A 21339-nucleotide genomic window follows, 5' to 3' on the forward strand; every position below is an offset into this window, starting at 1 on the left:
GAAGCATCAAACTAACTTTTCGTATTCTTCTTTTTCGTCCAAGTCTTCACTCGATTATAATCTAAAAAGTAGGTTAGTTTTAACGAAAAATTATTCACCATCGGTTCGCTGAAGAGTGTATCGTAGTTTTTTCCCACATTCAATCTTGACATTTCAAGATAATTTGAAGTTGCATTTCTGTATAATAATGTCAACTGACTTCCCGGAGCAAACCACCACGAAAATCTTAAATCAACATTCCAGGCATTGTAAGTTCCGTCAAGATTTTTGGTGAAATTATTGGTGTCTGTTAAGCTTCCGTCTTGATTTAAAGTATAAAAATTTTTATAGGTAACATCTGAAAAATAATGGCGGAAAGTCAACGTTAAAGCCATTTTTTCATTAAAAGTATATTTTGAGGTCAAAGCATTTTCGTACGTATTTCTTTGTCTTCTTCCGATGAAAATATCTGTGTCATTTTTTCCTGCAAAACCTGTTTCATTGTTGCTGAAACTTGGATTAAAACTCCAGTTTACATTAAATTTATCTGAAAATCTGTAACGTAATCCAAAATTGGTAAAAACCTGATTTCTTCCTTTTTCATCAAATGCATAATAATCTACCGTAAAATTATACTGCAATTTTTTTCGGCTGTCACTTTCAAACCAAAGCCAAGAATCAAAGTATCCGGGAATTTTAAGATGTCTTCCAAAGGTTCTGGGTTCGTAAATATCGTTTTGTCCGAAAGGGGTAAACTCCACACCGCCACCGAAAACTCTGAACTTTTTATCAGTAAAACTATTATTATTGTTGAATATGAAATTTGAGTTTAAAAATGGTTCAATTCGATGAAAATAATTGAGATTAAAATTCATGTAAATATTGTTGAATTTCTCTGTTGGCTGTAAAATTCTGTAACCGTACCAAGCATTATAATTAGCAAAATTGGTTTTAGTTGAAAATCCGAGGTCATTGATGTCCCAATCTTTTGTTGTAGCGTTTCCGTTTAATGAAAAACGGTGTTTTCCTGCAATTTTTTCAACTCCGGCCTCTGCACGGGATCCGAATTTTGTTCCTTCATCCATTACCCAGCTCCCTTTTAGGCTTCCAAAAGTTTTGTAGGTGTTCTTTTTGTTGATCAAATCCCAAAGAATTCCTGTAGAATTGGCATCGCGAAAATCTCCTTCTCTGGTTACATTGGTGTTCACAAGGGAAACCGATGAGTTTCCGTTGAATCTCTGATCAAAAACCAAGACGTTATAATTTGTCCAGGGTTCTACAACTTCTTTTCTGGTTTCGCCTGTTTCATTATTTAAAATCGTAGCTTCCATTTTTTGAGTTATTCCATTGAAAAAGCCGATTCCTAAGCCTTTTTTTGTTCTTCCCGAAATTTTAAAAGCATTGAATAATTTTACTTTTGCAGGATATTCTAACACTTCCTCGTTTTCTTTTGTTGCTGGATATCTTGAAGGTTCACCGCCAACTCTTCTTGAATAAAACATTCCGCCTTTGCTGAATAATTCAGTTCCTTCGGTGAAAAAAGTTCTCTGCTCAGAAAATTGCTGCTCGAATGGACTTAAATTTAAAATAGAATTATCAAAATTAGCCTGCCCAAAGTCCGGAATTAAGGTCATATCAAATGTAAAGGCATCATTAATTCCATATTTTACATCCATTCCGCCATTGAAATTTGTTGTGGTTTTTCCGTCAAAACTATTGATGTAACTTGAAAAATAAGGTGTAAAAGACAATCTGGTAGGAGGATTGATATTTTCGATACCTTGTAAAACTCCATCAAAAAGTGTGTAGGAGTTTTTGGCATTATCTACAAAATTCCAGTCGTAAAAAGTTTTTGTCCGCTGAATTTTTCTGAACATATTCATTCCCCATTCCTGAACATTATTCTTTGGAAACCTCAATTCGGAGTAAGGAATTTTTATTTCAACGGCCCAGCCTTTATCGTTGATTTTTGCTCCACTGTACCAAATGGAATTCCATGTATCATCTTCTCCGTCTGTCGTTAATTTTGCATCATACTGCACGCCCGCTGCGGTTACAACAAACTCAAGACTTTGCTGTTTATCATTATATCCATTCAAAGCGACTCCGAAAAAATCATCATTGCTGATTCCGTCTCTCTCCGTCAATTCCTTTGCAATCTTTTGGGGAGTAGGATCGTACATTTGAGCAGCGAAATAAATTCCGGTATCATCGTATAAAATTCTGACCTCTGTTTTTACCGAATCTGCCTGAGGCTTTCCATTGTTGGGAGTTCTCTCGATGAAGCTGGTTGCAATGGGAGCATTTTGCCATTCTGCATCATCAAGAATTCCATCTATTTTTGGGAATGATGAAGTTTTTGTAATAAGAATTTTTTTTCTTTCAATATGACCATCTTCTTTTTTCTGAGAATATGCTATAAATGAGTGAAATAGTAAACAAATGATCAGTAATTTAGTTCTCATGTTCTTAGTGTTATAAAATCAAGACAATCTAAAACGAGAATTTATTACATCTAAAAACAAAAAATGCCTGTAAAAATATTACAGACATTTTCAAATTAAAAAAACTAACTATATTTTATTTTGTGAATTTCAAAGGATATTTCACATTTTTATAATCATCAATACTCGCTTTTAGAGAACCTACAGCCAATTCTGCTTTCAATAGCATCGGAACATGATTGGCGTCATTGGAAACCCACATCGTCACGCCTTCTTTTTCTTTGAAAACTCTTCCGCTTTTTACAGACGGAATAATTTTTAAACAATTGATCTTTCCAAACTTGGTTTTTAAATCTTCTGTTCCTATTACTTTTAACTGAAATGGAAACATTTCATCATCAATCCAGACGTTCATGTTGATCACAGTTCCTACTCTCAGCTCAGCCGGGCTTTTGCTTCTTAAATAATAGAAACAAGAAAGCATATCCTGAACTCCTTTTACTGATTTTACGATTTTAGAACCATTTGCAGGTTTTTCTTTATCAGTTAAAATTAAAGTCTGATTATCGTGATTGAAAACGGTTTCGAAATGTTGCGTATAACTACCTTCTTTTACGTTTCTTACATAAAAACTCGGAAGCCCGGTTTGTATGTTGATGAAACTTTCATACAGATCTTCAACTTTGAAAAATGCTTTTACAGCACCCGTCGTAGATCCGGTTCCTTTCACGTAAAGGTGCGGAACTCCTTGATAGGTAGTTGTTTTGGTTGTTAGGTTTGCAGTTCCGGCATTTAGAAAACCATAATGAATTCTCAGGGTTATAGATTCGCCGTTCGCGATATTATCTATCTGAGCGCTGCCCAAACAGAAAACGAATAAAGTTAAAATAATAAATATTTTCTTCATGCTAAGAGTTTTACAAAAACGTTGCCAAATTTAAAGTTTTTATTTTTTTAATGATATTTGATAAATCTCAGCTTTTTATTTAGACTGAATTAAATATGCTTAGCATTAAAATTAGTAAATTTGCAACTATACTTATAATTAAATTATCTTATTATTATGATAACTACTGATATATTGATCATAGGAGCCGGACCAACTGGACTTTTTGCTGTTTTTGAAGCAGGTTTATTAAAAATGAAGTGTCACATCATCGATGCACTTCCTCAACCTGGAGGCCAATTGACTGAGCTTTATCCTAAAAAGCCTATTTTCGATATTCCGGGGTATCCTTCGGTGAATGCAGGGGAGTTAATTGATAATTTAATGGAGCAGATCAAGCAGTTTCAACCTGGTTTTACTTTAGGCGAAACGGCTGTTTCTTATTCTAAAGTTGATGATGAGTGGTTTGAAGTTATTACCAACAAAGGAACGGTACACAGAGCAAAAGCGATTGCAATTGCAGGTGGATTGGGAACTTTTGAGCCTAGAAAACCAACTTTTGAAAATGTAGCTGATTATGAAGAAAAAGGTCTTGAATATTTCGTTAAAGAACCTGAACATTTCAGAAATAAAAAAGTAGTCATTGCCGGGGGTGGTGATTCTGCATTGGATTGGAGTATTTTCTTGTCAAATGTAGCGAGTGAAGTTACTTTGATTCACAGAAGAAACGAGTTCAGAGGAGCTTTGGATTCTGTAGAAAAAGTACAGGATCTTAAAAATCAAGGGAAGATCAAATTGATCACTCCAGCTGAAGTTACAGGAATTAAAGGAGACGGAAAAGTAGAATCAATCACTGTTGTGAAAGATGGTGAAGAAGCTTATGATCTTGAAACTGATTATTTCATTCCATTATTCGGATTGACTCCGAAGTTGGGAGATATTTCTACCTGGGGATTGAACATTGAGAAGAATGCGATCGTTGTAAACAATGCATTAGACTATCAGACAAACATCGATGGAATTTACGCAATCGGAGATATTAACACTTATCCGGGTAAATTGAAGTTGATTCTTTGTGGTTTCCACGAGGCAACATTGATGTGTCAAAGTGTGTATAACAGACTAAATCCGGGTAAGAAATACGTCTTAAAATATACAACGGTAAGTGGAGTAGACGGATTCGACGGAAGCCGTAAAGAAGCTGAGAAAGCTGTTGTGAAAAAAATTGATTAATAATAATTTAGTTGATGGTTTTTAGTGTTTAGAAATAAAAATATTTATAACTTTTTAGCCCCAAATACTAAACACCCAAAACTAAATACCAACGACTAAAAATGAACGACATTAATATAAAAATCACCGATAGAGACGGTGTAACTCACGATATTGTTGCTCCTACGGATATGTCCATGAACTTAATGGAAATTATCCGCTCATATGAATTAGCAGAAGAAGGAACAATCGGAGTTTGTGGAGGAATGGCGATGTGCGCATCATGTCAGGTGTATGTGATCAGCGATCCGGGACTTGTAGAAATGGGCGATGAAGAAGATGCAATGCTTGCAGAAGCTTACCATGTGAAAGAGAATAGCAGATTGGGCTGCCAACTGCATATTGTTGAAGAAATGGAAGGTCTTGAAGTGGAGATTGCTCCTTATCCTTAGAAAAGTTTTAACTAAATAATAAAAAACTCTCGAAATTTTCGAGAGTTTTGTTTTTACAGATGAATTTAATCTTGTAATTATTTTACTGGCTGAAATTTCGGATGTCCCACTTGCCATAAAGCAAACGCATAGATATCAGAATATTCATGGAAAACGACATCTTTGTCACTTGTAAAATGTCCGTTTTCATAATTTACATATAATAGAACAGGTTTTCCTGAACCTGAATTTTTCTGCAAAATTGCAGCAAATTTACCAGGTTCCCAAGGCGTAATCCTTGAATCGTTCATTCCGGTACGGATGATTACTGCGGGATATTTTACTCCTTTTTTTACTTTACTCTGAGCATCCATTTCCATCAAATTTTTTGTATCCTCTTCATTTTGTAGGGTTCCCACTTCAGGAATTTGGTTTGGACCATTGGCAGTAGTTTCTGAACGAAGTGCATTCGTCATACCAACTTCAGCAATTGCAACAGCAAAAAGATCCGGTCTTTCAGTTATTGCTCTTCCGATAAGAACTCCACCCATACTTACTCCATTTCCAATAAGTTTTGAAGGAGAAGTGTATTTTTGAGCAACTAGATATTCTGAACACGCAATAAAATCTTTCCAAGTATTTGGTTTGTTGGCTTTCATACCTGTCTTGTGCCAGTTTTCGCCTTTTTCACCACCACCTCTTACGTGCGCAATAGCAATAACTACTCCTTGTTCTAATAATGCAGTCAATCTTTGGGAAAATCTTGGTTCATAAGATATTCCGTAACCACCATATCCAGTAATATAAGCAGGAGAGGAGCCATTCATTTTCATATTTTTAGGGCAAATAATAGAAAGCGGAACCATTACTCCGTCGTGACTTTTTACTTCAATTTCTTTTACGGTGTAAAGTTTGTTATAATCTGGATAATTTCCGTCAGAGCTAAGATATCTACTCTTTACCGGAGCGCCTTTTTCGGGGTTATAATCATAAATAGTTAGTGGAGTAAGCCAATTCATATTCTCACAATAAATATTGTCATTTTCATGCGGATTTAATGATAGCGACGAGTTTACACCAGATGGTAATGGAACCTTTTTAGTGTCTAGAGTCTTAATATTTACCTGATATTTATCTCTTGTAATGCCATTACCTAATGAATAGTATAAATAGTTTTTAGAAGTGTGAATTGCAATAATCACCGCATCCTTACTTTCAGGAACTACTACTTTTGCATTAATGAAATCAGGATTTGCTAAACTTGTAAGCGTAATTTTATAATTGGGAGCATCTTTATGGGTAAGCAGGAAAAGTTTATCATCAGAAATATAGATATCAGTAATATCATCTGACGCTTTTACGATCTGTTTCCAGTTGATTTTTTTATTTTTTAACTCTGAATATGGCGCAACAAAAATTGGACTTTCGGATTTTACAGAGCTTAATCTCAGAATAATATATTTATAATCATCACTAAATGTTATACTTGTAAACTGTTCAGTCAAAGCATTTAATTCAGGATAATCTACTCTTGAAGCTAATATTTTATCATTTTTTACATCAGTACCAATTTCGTGAAGCATTGCTTTCATGTCTTTTAAAAGCATGTTGCTGTTTGGGTCTCCAGTACTCATTTTAGTATAAATGATAGACTTGCCGTCTTGTGTAAATTCAAAATTAAATTCACTCCAAATCGGATCAATGGAATCGTTCAGCAATTTTTTTGCATTAAGATCTAATATTTTAAGCTCACAAATCTCACCACCAGATTTTGATAATAATAAAGCAATCTTTTGTGCTTTTAGGTCAACGGTGAAATTGGTTATTTGAGTTCCTTTTTTGATTTTTTCAGGATCAAATATTAAAACTTCTTTTCCTGTAGAAATGTCTTTTGAGTATAATTTTGAAAGGTTTTCTCCTTTTTTTGTTTTTGTGTAAAAATATGAATTTTGCCTTTGCATGATAACACCGAAAGAATCTCCGCTCATATTTTGAATATCTTTCATTTGTTTGAAAAGATCTTCACGGTGAGGAATTTTGTCGATGATAGTATTGCTAAAATCAGATTCAGCTTTGAACCAAGACTGTACAGCCGGACTTTTAAGATCTTCCAGCCATCGGTAATTATCTGTAATTTTAGTTCCGAAATAATCATCTACAACAGGATGTTCCGGTGTTGCAGGATAGTTATATTGAGCGGAAAAGAATTGACAACAGATTAAACCTGTAAACAAAAGTTTTAATTTCATTAGATTGTATTTTTTTTTATTTCTTACAATTGGGATAAAATAATAATTATTGCAAATGTATTAAACTTCGGATTTATAAGTGATATGATCTCAAATAAAAATATCCAAAATCAAACGACTTTGGATATTCAATATAACAATTGTATTATGTTATTTCTGAGGAATATTCGCTAAAATATCTTTTAGGAAACTCCAGAATTTCTGTGCAGAAGGGATATTTGCTTTTTCGTCAGGAGAGTGAGCCCCTCTGATTGTTGGCCCGAAACTTACCATTTCCATTTCTGGATAATTGGCTCCGATAATTCCACATTCTAATCCTGCATGACAAGCAACTACATGTGGTTTTTCTTTGAATTTGTCGATGTAGATTTTCTCCATCAACTGAACAATTTCAGAACCCGGTTTTGGCTTCCATCCAGGATAAGAACCGCTGAATTCTGTATTCATTCCTGCTAGTTCTGCTACAGATTTTAACTGTTCTGAAACAGAATCTTTAGAAGAATCAACCGATGATCTTGAAAGGTTTAAAATCTTCAATCCTCCTTCTTTTAGCTCAACTCTTGCCACGTTGTTGGAAGACTCTACCAAATCTTTAACATCCGGGCTCATTCTGTAAACACCGTTGTGAAGAGCTTTTAAAGTTAAAATAATTTTCTTTGAGTCTTCTTCTGAAATTGCTTTATCAGAACTTGTTGAATTTTCAATATTGATATGAAGAGCAGGCTCAACCGTTGCAAATTCTTCTAAAATCTCTTTTTTAAGACCATTCGTAATTTCTTCAATAAATTCTTCAGCATTTCTCACAGAAATGATGGCTACACCTTCTCTAGGGATAGCATTTCGCAATCCGCCACCGTCGATAGAGATCAACTGAATATTTTCTTTTGCTAAAGCTTTATAAAGCAATCTTCCTAAAATAACATTTGCATTTCCGAAACCTTTGTGGATATCCATTCCGGAGTGGCCGCCTTGCAAACCTTTAACTTCAATTCTTACGATTTGTCCGTTTGAAGCTTCTATCGGATAGTTTTGAGAGATTGTAACATCAATTCCGCCAGCGCAGCCGATGTCAATTTCATCATCTTCTTCAGTATCAAGGTTTAATAAAATTTCACCTGTCAATTGTCCTGGTTTTAGACCGATTGCTCCTGTCATTCCGGTTTCTTCATCGATTGTGAAAAGCGCTTCCAAAGCCGGATGCGGAATGTCTGAACTTTCTAAGATAGACATAATTGTAGCCACTCCTAAACCATTATCAGCGCCTAAAGTTGTCCCTTTCGCTTTCACCCAATCTCCATCAATTTCCATTTTGATTCCTTCAGTTTCGAAATCAAAATTTACATCATTGTTTTTCTGACAGACCATATCCAAATGCGACTGCAGCACAATAGATTTACGGTTTTCCATTCCTGCTGTGGCAGGTTTTTTAATAATTACATTTCCTACTTCATCAACTGTGGTTTCCAATCCTAGATTTTCACCAAATTCTTTAATGAAAGCAATTACTTTTTCTTCTTTTTTTGAAGGTCTTGGAACAGCATTTAATTTGGAGAAATTTTTCCAGATTATCTGCGGTTCTATATTGGATAATTCCATAAAATTTATTTTTATCAAAATTACGAAATAAAAAATGCTTCCGTAAATCTGGAAGCATTTTTTATTTTTGCTTGAAGCTGTTTAACATCCGCATTCACCATAAATAGACATTGTTTCAACGGTGCCATCAGGCTTTTCAATAGTCAATGTACCTTGGAATAACAGAGCTTCTTCACCTTTTATTTTTTTGCCTTTTACAGAGATCTTGTAATCGTCAATTTCAATTTCTTTGCTCAGTTCTTCATCAGATTCCATGTCGCTTGAAGAAATAAGATTCATTGCTAATCTTTTACCATCAAGTTTCATATAAGCTGTTTTTCCAGCATCATCAGCATAAATATATTTTTCTGCTTCAAAATCTGCTTTATTTCTGGCAAAATAGCATGAACATTCTTTAATTTCTTTAGGAAAAGCAATAGTTTCAACTAAAATTTTACCTGAAGAAGCTGTTGTTTTTGCAGAATCCTGAACAATATTCAGTGAATCTTTAGCTGTCGAATCCGAAATTGTTTCTTTGTCTTTTTTACAAGCGATGAATAAGAATGCTGAAAAGAAAATAATTAGGTATTTCATTGTTTGTGGTTTATATTATTTATCCTCTGCCTCTTTCTAGAAGAACCATCATTAATAGTGAAAGAATAACTAAACTTTCGTCTTCGTCGTCAATATCGATCATTCTGTCAAGCTGAAATCTTCTTCCAAAGAATGAAGGCATTTTTTTAAGTTTAAAATATTCTTTACCGTCAATTCCTCTTACCGTATAAGCGGGGTTAAGAAAATATCCTGTAAACATACCGATAATTGGGATCTCGCTTACCATTCCGTCGAAGAATTTTGTCCATGCATTATCTTCTGTTACAGTGAATTTTGGCTGATCATTTGAGTCTAAAATATTATAAGTAGACTTCCAGATAGAACGCATTCCTTTCCTTGCCAATCTTCCGTAATTTTTCTTATCAATTAAGTCATTTAAAGAATAAGAAGCATTAAAATCGATCCATTTATTCGCCTGAATTCTGAAAAGCTCTTTTGATTTGCTTTCGTCATTAAAGATAATCACATCTTCTTTCAATTTAAACATTTTTTGACGAACGTAGGCAACGGCATTTCCGTTCTTGTCCGTAATATTGAAGTCACTGGCTAATGTTGTGATCTTGAATTTAAAATCCAGCGGATAATTTAGGTTGTTAAGTACCATTTAGTTTATTTTTTTCTCAGATTAATATTAAGTTTCCAAAGATAATTTTTTTCTTGGAATTATCTCTTGATTTAGCCCCCGTAAAACTACGGAAAATCATCTTTTTGTATTATTTTTGTAGTTATGGATTACCCTAGTAAAGTTTTGGCAAAAGCAGTGGATGAGATCTCAGGATTACCGGGGATTGGCAGGAAAACAGCTTTACGTTTAGCATTACATTTATTGAAACAGCCTAATTCCAGAGCGACGACTTTAGGAAATTCTCTGATCAATCTGGTTAACGAAATAAAATACTGCAAAGAATGTCATAATTTCTCTGATTTTGAGATCTGTGAAATTTGCAGCAATCATAAACGAAACGACGACGTTATTTGCATCGTAGAAGACGTTCGTGATGTTATTGCGATTGAAAATACAGGGAAATATACAGGGAAATATCTGATCTTAGGTGGGAAAATTTCCCCGATGGAGGGTGTTGGGCCGAATCAGTTAAATATTCCGAGTATTGAAAAGAAACTTACTGCCGGACAGGTCAAGGAATTTATTTTTGCATTGAGTGCAACGATGGAAGGTGATACCACAGCGTATTATATTTATAAAAAATTCAAAGGTTTTGATGTAAATTTTTCAAGCATTGCAAGAGGAATTTCGGTAGGGGACGAGTTGGAATATGCCGATGAAATCTCTTTGGGAAGATCGATTATCAATAGGTTGCCGTATAATGAAGCAGGCTAATAAATTATTTCTAAATTAATTTTAAATGATCTCGGTAATAATCCCAATGTACAATGCAGAAGAAACAGTTATTAAAGCTTTAAATTCTGTTAAATTCCAAACATATGATGTAGGAGAGTTTGAGGTTATTGTGATTAATGATGGTTCAACCGATGGTAGTAAAATTTTAGTTGAAAATTATATAAAGGTTAATCCTGAAATTAATATTCAATTGATTAATCAGCCTAATAGTGGAGTTTCAAAAGCAAGGAATGCAGGGTTGAAATTGGCAAAAGGAGATTATATTGCTTTATTAGATTCAGATGATGAATGGCTTCCGAATAAAACAGAAAGACAAATGTTTTTTCTGAAAAATGAAGAAGTGGATTTTATTACAGCTTTAAGAAACGGGGAAAAAATTTGGTTTCCTTATAAAATAGAAGAGAATAATTTAGCCAAAATGACTTTGAGAAAACTACTTTTAAGAGTGGATGGACAAACTTCTACCGCAGTATTTAAAAGAAAAGTATTAGAAAATACAGGATTTTTTGATGAAAATCAAAGATATTCAGAAGATGCTAATTATTGGATGAAAATTTCTGAGAATAATAAGATGTATATTTTAGCAGAAGAATTGGTTTTTACAGGTGGCGGGAAAAAATCATTTGGAGTTTCCGGTTTATCTGCCAATCTTCCGGAAATGGAAAAAGGAATACAGAAAAATTTACGTGAAATGTATGAAAATAAAAGAATAAATTTTATTGAATATATTTCTTTTTTCTGTTTTGCAAAAATCAAATTCTTTGTTAGAATTTTAAAAACAAAAATATGATCTATAAGATTTTTTGGGCATTAAGAGCTGTGTTGTATGCTCCATTTTTCGGAAAATTTGGTTTTCCCGGATATTTGGGCAAACCATTGTTTTTAATGGGAATCAAAAAAGTTTTTATAGGTAAAAAAGTTAGGATTTTCCCTCATTTGAGACTGGAAGTTCATCGTTCCGGAACTATTCATATTCAGGACGATGTTATTATTTCACAAAATGTACATATTACTTCTGCAGGAAATCTGGTGATCGGTAAAAGTTCGTTAATATTAGCCAACGTATTTATTACCAATATCGATCATGATTATGAAGAGATCGGTAAGCATGTCGTAAAGCAGGAATATCTTGTGAAAGATACAGTAATAGGAGAGAATTGTTATATTGGGATGGGTTCTGCAATTATGGCGGGAACAGTTTTGGGAAAGCAGTGTGTTGTAGGAGCAAACTCAGTAGTGAGGGGCAAGTTTCCTGATTATTGTGTCATTGTTGGGGCTCCGGCTCGAATTGTGAAAAAATTTAATCCCGAAACTCAAAAATGGGAAAAAGTCAATTAATCATATGATGAAGATTTTAGTCACCGGTGGAGCTGGTTTTATAGGAAGTAAGTTATCATTAGAGCTTACGAAAAAGGGGCATGAGGTAACGGTGTTGGATAATCTTTCGTCACAGATCCATGGAGAAGATCCAACGGAGGATTCACCTTTGTATAGGAGTATTTTAAATAAAATCAACTTTATTAAAGGTGATATTACGAATCGTGAAGATTGGGAAAATGCCATTGAAGGTCAGGATATAATTGTTCATTTGGCGGCTGAAACAGGTACCGGACAGTCAATGTATCTGATCGAAAAGTATACGGAAGTAAATGTTTCGGGAACAGCAAAAATGCTGGATATTTTGGTTAATAAACCTCATCATGTTAAGAAAGTAATCATCGCATCTTCCAGAGCTATTTATGGCGAAGGAAAATATCTTCACCCAAAGCTTGGACTGGTTTATCCAAAGCCAAGAAAAGTTGAAGAAATGAAGAACGGTGACTTTGAAGTGAAATATTCTGACGGACAAGTTCTTGAAGCTCTTCCGACCGATGAAGAATCAAAAATTCATCCAACATCTATTTACGGAATTACGAAGCATAATCAGGAGCAAATGGTGATGACAACCTGCGCTGCTATTGGGATTGAACCTGTTTCATTAAGGTTTCAGAACGTTTATGGGGAAGGTCAGTCTTTATTGAATCCATATACAGGAATTTTATCTATCTTTTCGTCACAAATCCTTAATGGAAATAACATTAATGTCTTTGAGGATGGGAAAGAATCAAGAGATTTTATACATGTTGACGATGCCGTAGAAGCAACGATAAAATGTATCGAAAATGATGAGGCCAATGGTGAAATTTTTAATGTAGGAACAGGAGTTTCCACTGCTGTAACTGCGGTTGCTGAAAATCTGCGAAAATTTTACAATAAAGATTTTGACATTAATGTTTCCGGGCAGTTTCGTTTGGGAGACATCAGACATAATTTTGCGGATATCAGTAAAATTAAATCAAAGCTTAATTTCCAGCCAAAAATTTCTTTCGAAGAAGGAATGTCGAGGTTTACAACTTGGGTGTTACAACAGAATATTCAGGATATAAAATTCAAAGAATCGTTGGAAGAAATGAAGGTTAAAGGACTTTTAAAATGATCAGTTTAAAGGATAAAAAGATACTTTTCTTATCGGTTAGCTTTTTTAAATATGAAAGAGCTATTGCAAAAAGACTTACCGAGCTAGGCGCTGAGGTTGATTTTTATGATGAGAGACCGTCCAATTCCAATTTTTCAAAGGGAATTATTCGCTTTAATAAAAGATTGTATCAATCTCAGATTACAAAATATTACAATACAATTTTAGATGAGATTAAAAATAAGAAATACGATTATTTTCTATTAATAAAAGGAGAGGCAATCCCTGTTTTTTTTCTTGAAAAAATAAGAGAATTGAATCCTGAAATGGAAATGATTTATTACAATTTCGATCCATTAAAGGAATATCCAAATCTTATTTCAAATCTCAAATATTTCGACAGAAAAATTACGTTTGAATATGATGATTCTGTGAAGTATGGATTAAATTTCAGGCCACTTTTTTATTTGGATGAATATAAAAATTTAAATCAAAATTCTAAGGCTTTTGAATATGACATTGTATTTATCGGAAGCGCTCACACAGACCGTTACATCGTAGGAGAAGAAGTAAAAGCTAAAGCTGATGCTCTTAATTTAAAGACTTTTTTCTATTATTATGCAATGGGAAAAATTGCTTTTAGAATTAAAAAATTAATTGATAAAAATCTTAAGAAATTCGATAATGAAAAGTTAAGCTTCAATAAGCTCAATCATCAGCAAATCATCGATTATTATCAGAAATCAAAATCTGTATTAGACATTAATAAGCCTTTTCAATATGGTTTAACGATCAGAACGTTTGAAGTGTTGGCTTCGGGAAGAAAGTTGATAACAGCGAACACAGATATTAAAAATTACCCTTTTTATAATTCTAAAAATATTTTTGTTCTTGATCGTGAAGATATTCAATTAGACGCCCAATTCTTTAAAACAGACTTTGAACCATTGGATAAAGAAACACTGCATATGATGTCTTTGGATTCTTTTATTGAGTGTCTATTTATATCTAACCAGGATGATTATTGGAATCAATACAGATAAAAATCAGTTAAAGGAATAAAAAAAATAACTCTCGAAGCCGAGAGTTATTTTTATATGTAAAAAATTATTTGCTTATTTAGCCGGTGGTGTCGCAGGAGCGTTAGCCGGAGTAGCTGTTTTAGAAGCCGGAGCAGATTTTGCAGGTGCTTCTTTTTTAATTGACTGTTGAGCGGGAGCCGTTTGTGTCGGTTTTCCTGTAATTACAACACTGATAAGGATAAGAACGATAATGATTGCTCCTAAACTCCAAGTTGCTTTTTCCATGAAGTCATTGGTTCTTTGTACTCCGAACTGTGCAGAAGATGCACCTCCGAACGTACTTGAAAGACCTCCACCTTTTGGGTTCTGAGCCATAACAACGATTACTAATAAAACACTAGCAATCATAATAAGAACCATCAATAATATAAATATAGTATCCATTAATTCGATATCTTTTTGAATGGGCAAATTTAATCTTTTTTTACCGAATGACAAAGAAAGATGTTCGCAAATGTTAATAAAAATAAAAAGCGACAACAATTGTTGCCGTTTTTTATATGAAATTGGTTGTTCTTATTTGAAATCAGAATCTTTTGCCTGATTGATCAGGTAAGACTGTACCGTTAAATTAATATCCATTCCACCCATATTCTGAGTAATCGTGAAAGGTAATTTAACTCCTGAAACATCCTTGTAATCTGCATAGCTTGTTGGGATAGAACCTCCTTCTCCAGCTTTTACCTCACCAGTTTTCAAACCGGTTTTTACGCTGTAGTAATACGTTTCTTTTGCACCTTTTACAACGTAAGAATCTTCATTGTTGTATTTTTCGATTCCTGCAAGTTTGTACTCAGGCGATTTTGCAAAAGTAAGTTCCGGGAAAAGCTCAACATCTTTCGACATATCAGCTTTTTGCTTATCGTTAAGAGGCATTTTCTTTCCTTGAGCTTCCATGTAACCGTCTTTTCCGTCAAATACAATTTTTTGAACTGTATTTCCCATCATGCTAACATTCATCGCCATTTTTCCGTTCTTTCCCTGGATCATTTTCATGCTCATATCCATTCCCTGAACCTTAGTAGTAGCGTCAGAAGAGATTGAAGTGATCTTTTGAACAGCTGCCAAACCTCCGATAGCATTGATATATTTATCAGCTACAGATCCTATTGTTACACTTGCGTCAACTTTCTGAGCAGCAGGTTTTGCAACGGGATTTGCATCTTTATCAAAATATTTTACAGGGTAACCCAATTTTTCCAATCCTTCAGAAATATCAGAAGCCTTACCAGCGATGAAAATTCTGCTTTGGTTTGGTAAAATAGTAGCTTTTACAGCATTGGTAATATCTGCAGCTGTTACTTTATCAATTGATTTTAAATAATTAGTATAAAAATCAGAAGGCAGATCCTGAACTTTTTGGTTTAAAGCAAATCTTGCGATCGTTTCAGGCTTTTCTAGAGACAGGATGAAAGATCCTTTCAATTTAGCTTTAGCATTTTCTAATTCTTCTGGTTTTACGGTAGAAATAGCGTTAAGTTCATTCATAAATTCCTTAACCGCTTTATCCGTAACCTCATTTCTCACACTTGCTTCAGCAGAGAATTCCGGAGAAAACTTGCTTGCAGTCATGCTAGAATAAGCTCCGTATGTAAAACCGTTTTTCTCACGAAGATTCATGAAAAGTCTTGCTTCACCACCACCACCTAAAATATAGTTGGCCATTGTAGCAGGGAAGTAGTTAGGGTCTTTCATTTTCAACGTGTTAAGGTTGTTTACAGAAACTACAGACTGCACTGCGGAAGGAACATCTACAACATTGATCTCGGTTTTAGCTACATTAGAAGCCGGTTCTAAAGTTCCGATTGGTGTATTGGCTTTTTTCCATCCTCCGAAAGCTTTCTCGATCAAAGGTTTTACCTGATCAAACTTCACATCTCCAACAATGACTAAATACGCGTTGTCCGGAGCGTAATATTTTTTATACACATTCTGAACATCAGCTAATTGAATTTTGCTGATAGATTCAACGGTTTCAAATTCTCCTCTCGAAGTATTTTTTCCATACATTAAAGCTCTTGAAACTCTTTCAGCGATAGAAGAAGCGTTCTTTTCGTCAGATTTTAATCCTTCAATAGCTCTTTCTTTAGAGTTTTGAATTTCCTCTGCAGAGAATTTTGGATTAACGATCGCATCTGCCATTAAACCTAAAACTTCAGGGAAATATTTTGACAGTGTATTAGCAAAAGCACCTCCGGAAGAGAAGTTTAAGTTTGCTCCCAAGAAATCAACTTTTTTGTTGAATTCGTCTTTGCTTAAATTTGTTGTTCCGTTTTCCAGCTGTTCCGCCATAATTTGGCTTACCCCTGTAACGTTCCCTTCGTAATATGGAGGTCTGTCCATAGAAAGGTTTACATTTACTCTTGGCAGTTTATTGTTTTCAACGACCATTACGGTAAGTCCGTTGCTTAACTGGAAAGTTTTTGGCTTAGCAATGTTGATCGCAGGAGTTGGTCCCGGTTTCGGCATTGCATTAATATCTATTTTTTGTGCAGAAAGCATTCCTGTGAATAAAAATGCTACCGCTATATATGTTAATTGCTTTTTCATTTGTAAAAAATTTAATTTTTAATAATTCTTTTTTAAACATTGATGATATTTATTAATTCTAAGGACTGATTGATAGTCTAAAATCTAATACCTCATGTCTATTTAAAAATTATTTTTTTTCAGGAACGTAATTAATAACTACTCTTTGGTTAGGATTAAGATACTTTTTAGCCGCATTCTGCAGATCTTCTCTTGTGATACCTCTGTAGATGTCTATTTCTTTGTTGATTAAGTTGGTATCTCCCATCAAAACGTGGTTTGTTGCTAATGAAGCAGCAATTCCCTGAATGCTCGAATTCTGATTTACAAACTGGTTCTCAAATTGATTTTGAAGTTTCTGATAATCTTCCTGAGAAATTAAAGTTGTTTGAAGTTTTTTGATCTCAGCATCAATGTCTGTCTGTAATGTCTGCTTAGTCGTTTGTCCCATTGGGATTGCGAAAAATGCAAAAATTCCATAATCTTCAAGACCTTGGTTGAAAGCCTGTACCTGAAGTGCTTTTTTCTCCTGATCAACTAATTTTTTGTATAAAACTGAAGATTTTCCACTGCTTAAATAAGAAGAAAGCATATCTAAAATGTAAGCATCTTTTTCTTTGTTAGCAGGCGTTCTGTAAGCAAAAATATATGCTGGAAGCTGGATGTTAGGGTCTGTAGCCGTAACTTCTTTTTCCTGAGTGATAGGAGCGTCTTTCGGATAATCTTTCGGGTAAACGGTTCCTTTAGGAATCGCTCCGTAATATTCCTGAATCCATTTTTTAGTCTGCTCAGGCTTAATGTCTCCTGCAACGACCAAAGTAGCATTGTTCGGAACATAATATTTTTTATAAAAAGCCTGGAATTCTTCTAATTTAGCTGAATTCAAATCTTCCATAGAACCGATTGTAGGCCAGTTGTATGGGTGATTCGTAAATAGATTTTTTTGCACTGTTGAGAATAGATTTCCATAAGGCTGGTTATCCATTCTCAATCTTTTTTCTTCTTTTACAACCTCTCTCTGAGTATCTACCCCAACTTGGTTAATAACAGCGTGACGCAATCTTTCAGACTCCATCCAAAGACCCAGTTGCTCGTTGTTTGAAGGGAAAGTTTCGTAGTAATATGTTCTGTCGTTGGTAGTGTTGGCGTTGTTTTGTCCTCCGTTTGAAGAAACTATTTTAAACCAGTCACCTCTTTTGATGTTTGGAGTTCCTTCAAATAAAAGATGCTCGAAAAAGTGAGCAAAACCCGTTCTTCCTTTTACTTCATCCTTTGCACCTACGTGATACATTACCCCTGTTGTAACTACCGGCGCCGAATTATCCTGATGAAGAATTACGTGAAGCCCGTTTGGTAGGTCATACTCTTCGAATTTAATTTGTTGTGCATTCAAAGCCATTCCGAAGAAAGCCACTGCAGCAACAGAAAGAAGTCGTTTTTTCATAAAATAGAAATTGTTTTGTCAATTAGTGTAGAAATTACTTGAATTGTTACATATAAAATATGAATTTTTTTTGAATGAAATAATGATTTATTTAATAGATACAGATGATCAATCTAAAATTTGAATTCTCCATATAATACACTAATTTTGTGTTCCCAAAATTTTTTGCAGTATGGATTATCTGAAAGGACTCAACGAATCACAATATGAAGCCGTTACCACATTACAAGGACCTCTGATGGTGCTTGCGGGAGCGGGTTCCGGAAAAACTCGTGTACTCACGATGCGTATCGCTCATTTGATCACGAATGGAGTAGACCCTTTCAATATTCTCGCGCTTACCTTTACCAATAAGGCTGCAAAAGAAATGAAAGAACGTATTGCAAAAGTTGTCGGACAAAGCAATGCGAGAAGCCTTTGGATGGGAACTTTTCACTCTGTTTTTGCAAGGATTTTAAGAATTGAAGGTCATTATTTGGGCTATCCTTCTAATTTTACGATTTATGATCAGCAGGATGCATTAAATGTTATCCGAAAAGTGATCAAAGACATGAATGTAGATGCAGATCTTTATAAGCCTAAAAAAGTTCAGTCAAGAATTTCTACCTATAAAAATAACCTGATAACGGTAAAAGCATATTTCAACAATCCTGAATTGGTTGAAGCTGATGAAAAGGCCAACATGAAATTCATCGGGCAGATCTATCAGAAATATGTTGAGCAGTGTTTCAAAAACGGGGCAATGGATTTTGATGATCTATTGTTGAAAACCAACGAATTGTTGACTCGTTTTCCGGAAGTTTTAGCAAAATATCAGGATAGATTCAGATATATTTTGGTGGATGAGTACCAGGATACAAACCATTCTCAATATCTTATTGTAAAGGCTTTAGCTTCAAAATTTGAAAATATCTGTGTGGTAGGAGATGATGCGCAGTCTATTTACTCTTTCCGTGGCGCGAATATTTACAATATCTTAAACTTTAAAAAAGATTATACAGACGCAGTAACAGTTTCTTTGGAGCAAAATTACCGTTCGACACAGACAATCGTAAATGCTGCCAATGTTGTGATTGCTAAAAACTTACAGCAGTTTAAGAAAAACGTTTTCAGTGAAAATGAACAGGGAGATAAAATAAAAGTCTACCGTTCGCTTTCTGATGCTGACGAAGCCAATTTCGTTGCCGGAAATATCTGGGAATTAAGAAACAGAGATCAAAGAAAATACAGCGATTTCGCGATTTTATACAGAACAAATTCTCAGACACGTGCTTTTGAAGATGCGTTGAGACGTAAAAATATTCCGTACAAAGTGTATGGAGGTCTGTCTTTCTACCAAAGAAAGGAGGTTAAAGATTTAATCGGATATCTTCGATTATTGGTCAATGAAAATGACTCGGAAGCGTTGATGAGAATCATTAATTATCCGACAAGAGGAATTGGAGAAACGACTCAGAATAAGTTGATTGTGTTTGCGGATTCTCAAAATATTCCTGTGTCTAATGTTTTAGATAATCTTCCGATTTATGCACCGCAATTAGGTTTTAATAATGGAGTTTTAACAAAATTGAGCGATTTTTGGTCGATGATCAAGGCATTTCAGGTATTGTTAAAAGCAGAAACTGCCTACAATGTTGCGATGGAAGTTGCTAAACGAAGCGGTTTGATTAAATTTTTAAAAGACGATCAGACTCCGGAAGGAATTTCGCGTGTAGAAAACGTTCAGGAATTAATGAACTCTATGCAGGGGTTTATAGAAGAGCAAATGCAGTTAGAAGACGGAGATCCAAGCTTACCGAATTTCCTTGAAAATATTGCTCTTTCGGCGGATACACAAAATAAAGATAATGAAGATGAGATGGTTTCTTTAATGACCATTCACCTTTCAAAAGGACTGGAATTCCCTGTGGTTCACTTGGTTGGTTTGGAAGAAAATCTTTTCCCAAGTTTTATGAGTTCTGCAACCAGAGAAGATGTGGAAGAAGAAAGACGATTATTTTACGTTGCCTTAACGAGAGCTGAAAAACAGGTGTTTTTCTCATATGCCGTTTCACGTTTTCAGTGGGGGAAAATTACCGATGGGGAACCTTCGAGATTTTTAAGTGAAATTGATGAAGAATTTATTGAATTTGTGAATCCTGTTATGGAGAAACGTTTCATTAATAATGCAGGCGTGAAATCTAATATTTTTGATGAATATCCATCCGAAGGCAGAAGTTTCAAAAAAGTTGAAAAGAAATCTATCGAAAGGGCAGAAGGCTCAAAACCAATTGCAGAGCCTAGAAAATTAAAACCCGTAAGCACAGCTAAAATCATTAACCCAAGCGGAGCTTCTTCTCAGGATATCGAAGTAGGAGACAGCGTAAGGCACGACCGTTTTGGAATCGGAGAGGTAACTTTCCTGGATGGAACAGATCCTCAAAATATCAAAGCCAAAGTTGTTTTCATGCATGAAGGCGAGAAAAACCTGATCTTGAAATATGCTAAGCTGACAAAAATTTAGGTCATTGCGAGGAGCGAAGCGACGAAGCAATCTCAAAATAATCTCCCACAGATTTGCACAGATATTTGTGTTGTATTTAATTAAAAAAATATGCGTAATCGTCTGTGCAAATCTGTGGGAATTTAAATTCAAGTAAAAAATCAATCCTCAAGCTTCCCATTTCACAAAAGACTCCATCACCTCATATTCTGCCAACCCTAATTCATCATAAGCTTTAGCGGTTTCACGATTACGATCTTCTGCTCGTTGCCAGAATTGCCTTGCACCATCTCCCGTAAAAACAGCTCTGTCTTTCATTCCTTTGAGCTATCTATTTTGAAGTAAATTTAATTTAGTCATATCATGTATGATTTAAGTGTAAATATAATAAGTTGTTATTGATTATCAGTCAGCGTGCTAATATTTTAAATCACTTTGAAGTGAAAATATTTATTGAAACGAAATGGGTTGATAAAATATCATTTTGCTCTTTAAAAATTAAATTGACGGTGCTTTTTTGATAGAAAATGTATTTAATAAATTTAGACAAAGAATATTTTTAAAGTTTATAAGTCTATTAATTTTGTAGACTAATA

The 21339-nt window shown here is 34.5% G+C and carries 18 protein-coding genes; 8 read left to right on the top strand and 10 right to left on the bottom strand.

Annotated features, from left to right (window positions below; all coding sequences use genetic code 11):
* Positions 1-11 precede the first annotated feature (11 nt).
* Both BT156_RS09600 and BT156_RS09605 read right to left on the bottom strand, forming a co-directional pair.
* Positions 12-2444: a DUF5916 domain-containing protein gene (locus BT156_RS09600; protein WP_072409552.1), complete on the bottom strand. Its 2433-nt coding sequence runs from the start codon at positions 2442-2444 to the stop codon at positions 12-14.
* A 115-nt stretch (positions 2445-2559) separates the two neighbouring features.
* Positions 2560-3330, bottom strand: a complete 771-nt coding sequence (locus BT156_RS09605) for a DUF3108 domain-containing protein (protein ID WP_072409554.1) — start codon at positions 3328-3330, stop codon at positions 2560-2562.
* 156 nt (positions 3331-3486) lie between these two features.
* Here BT156_RS09605 and BT156_RS09610 point away from each other — a divergent pair, with 156 nt between their 5' ends.
* Positions 3487-4542 carry an NAD(P)/FAD-dependent oxidoreductase gene (locus BT156_RS09610; protein ID WP_072409556.1) on the top strand — a complete coding sequence of 352 codons (1056 nt, stop codon included), beginning with the start codon at positions 3487-3489 and terminating at the stop codon, positions 4540-4542.
* Between the two features lie 101 nt (positions 4543-4643).
* A complete protein-coding gene (locus BT156_RS09615; protein ID WP_072409557.1) occupies positions 4644-4973 on the top strand; it encodes a 2Fe-2S iron-sulfur cluster-binding family protein in 330 nt (109 codons plus the stop codon).
* Between the two features lie 77 nt (positions 4974-5050).
* Here BT156_RS09615 and BT156_RS09620 read toward each other — a convergent pair whose 3' ends face one another.
* The 4 genes from BT156_RS09620 to BT156_RS09635 all read right to left on the bottom strand — a co-directional run bounded on the left by BT156_RS09620 (position 5051) and on the right by BT156_RS09635 (position 9995).
* Positions 5051-7201, bottom strand: coding sequence for a prolyl oligopeptidase family serine peptidase (locus BT156_RS09620; RefSeq protein WP_072409559.1), 2151 nt, complete (start codon positions 7199-7201; stop codon positions 5051-5053).
* A 150-nt stretch (positions 7202-7351) separates the two neighbouring features.
* Complete coding sequence (locus BT156_RS09625) at positions 7352-8797, bottom strand: aminoacyl-histidine dipeptidase (protein ID WP_072409561.1); 1446 nt, start codon at positions 8795-8797, stop codon at positions 7352-7354.
* Between the two features lie 81 nt (positions 8798-8878).
* The gene (locus BT156_RS09630) at positions 8879-9370 is read right to left on the bottom strand and encodes a hypothetical protein (protein WP_072409563.1); all 492 of its coding nucleotides are present in this window, start codon (positions 9368-9370) and stop codon (positions 8879-8881) included.
* Between the two features lie 19 nt (positions 9371-9389).
* On the bottom strand, positions 9390-9995 hold the full coding sequence (locus BT156_RS09635) for an LURP-one-related family protein (RefSeq protein WP_072409565.1): 606 nt from the start codon (positions 9993-9995) through the stop codon (positions 9390-9392).
* 123 nt (positions 9996-10118) lie between these two features.
* On the opposite strand from BT156_RS09635, the gene recR reads away from it, so the two are divergent.
* From recR to BT156_RS09660, 5 genes are read left to right on the top strand one after another with little or no spacing between them, the layout of a single operon-like run.
* Positions 10119-10730: a recombination mediator RecR gene (gene recR, locus BT156_RS09640; protein WP_072409567.1), complete on the top strand. Its 612-nt coding sequence runs from the start codon at positions 10119-10121 to the stop codon at positions 10728-10730.
* 25 nt (positions 10731-10755) lie between these two features.
* Positions 10756-11541 (top strand): glycosyltransferase family 2 protein, encoded by a 786-nt coding sequence (locus BT156_RS09645; RefSeq protein WP_072409569.1) that lies wholly within the window; start codon positions 10756-10758, stop codon positions 11539-11541.
* Positions 11538-12089, top strand: coding sequence for an acyltransferase (locus BT156_RS09650; RefSeq protein ID WP_072409571.1), 552 nt, complete (start codon positions 11538-11540; stop codon positions 12087-12089). The genes BT156_RS09645 and BT156_RS09650 overlap by 4 nt, the downstream gene beginning before the upstream one ends.
* 4 nt (positions 12090-12093) lie before the next feature.
* Complete coding sequence (locus tag BT156_RS09655) at positions 12094-13227, top strand: NAD-dependent epimerase/dehydratase family protein (protein WP_072409573.1); 1134 nt, start codon at positions 12094-12096, stop codon at positions 13225-13227.
* On the top strand, positions 13224-14249 hold the full coding sequence (locus BT156_RS09660) for a WaaS/CpsH family glycosyltransferase (RefSeq protein WP_072409575.1): 1026 nt from the start codon (positions 13224-13226) through the stop codon (positions 14247-14249). Before BT156_RS09655 ends, BT156_RS09660 begins: the two co-directional genes overlap by 4 nt.
* Before the next feature lie 72 nt (positions 14250-14321).
* On the opposite strand, the gene secG is transcribed toward BT156_RS09660, so the two are convergent.
* From secG to BT156_RS09675, 3 genes are all read right to left on the bottom strand, one after another.
* Positions 14322-14672 carry a preprotein translocase subunit SecG gene (gene secG / locus BT156_RS09665; protein ID WP_072409763.1) on the bottom strand — a complete coding sequence of 117 codons (351 nt, stop codon included), beginning with the start codon at positions 14670-14672 and terminating at the stop codon, positions 14322-14324.
* A 132-nt stretch (positions 14673-14804) separates the two neighbouring features.
* The gene (locus tag BT156_RS09670) at positions 14805-16838 is read right to left on the bottom strand and encodes a M16 family metallopeptidase (RefSeq protein ID WP_072409577.1); all 2034 of its coding nucleotides are present in this window, start codon (positions 16836-16838) and stop codon (positions 14805-14807) included.
* Between the two features lie 109 nt (positions 16839-16947).
* Positions 16948-18261, bottom strand: a complete 1314-nt coding sequence (locus BT156_RS09675) for a M16 family metallopeptidase (protein WP_072409579.1) — start codon at positions 18259-18261, stop codon at positions 16948-16950.
* A gap of 172 nt (positions 18262-18433) precedes the next feature.
* Between BT156_RS09675 and BT156_RS09680 the strand changes: the two genes are divergently transcribed.
* Positions 18434-20764 (top strand): ATP-dependent helicase, encoded by a 2331-nt coding sequence (locus BT156_RS09680; protein WP_072409581.1) that lies wholly within the window; start codon positions 18434-18436, stop codon positions 20762-20764.
* Between the two features lie 147 nt (positions 20765-20911).
* Here the strand turns inward: BT156_RS09680 and BT156_RS21885 are convergent, their stop codons facing one another.
* Positions 20912-21061 carry a hypothetical protein gene (locus BT156_RS21885; protein ID WP_228430087.1) on the bottom strand — a complete coding sequence of 50 codons (150 nt, stop codon included), beginning with the start codon at positions 21059-21061 and terminating at the stop codon, positions 20912-20914.
* Between the last annotated feature and the right edge of the window lie 278 nt (positions 21062-21339).

It is taken from the genome of Chryseobacterium limigenitum, assembly GCF_900114875.1.
Taxonomy (GTDB): Bacteria; Bacteroidota; Bacteroidia; order Flavobacteriales; family Weeksellaceae; genus Chryseobacterium; species Chryseobacterium limigenitum.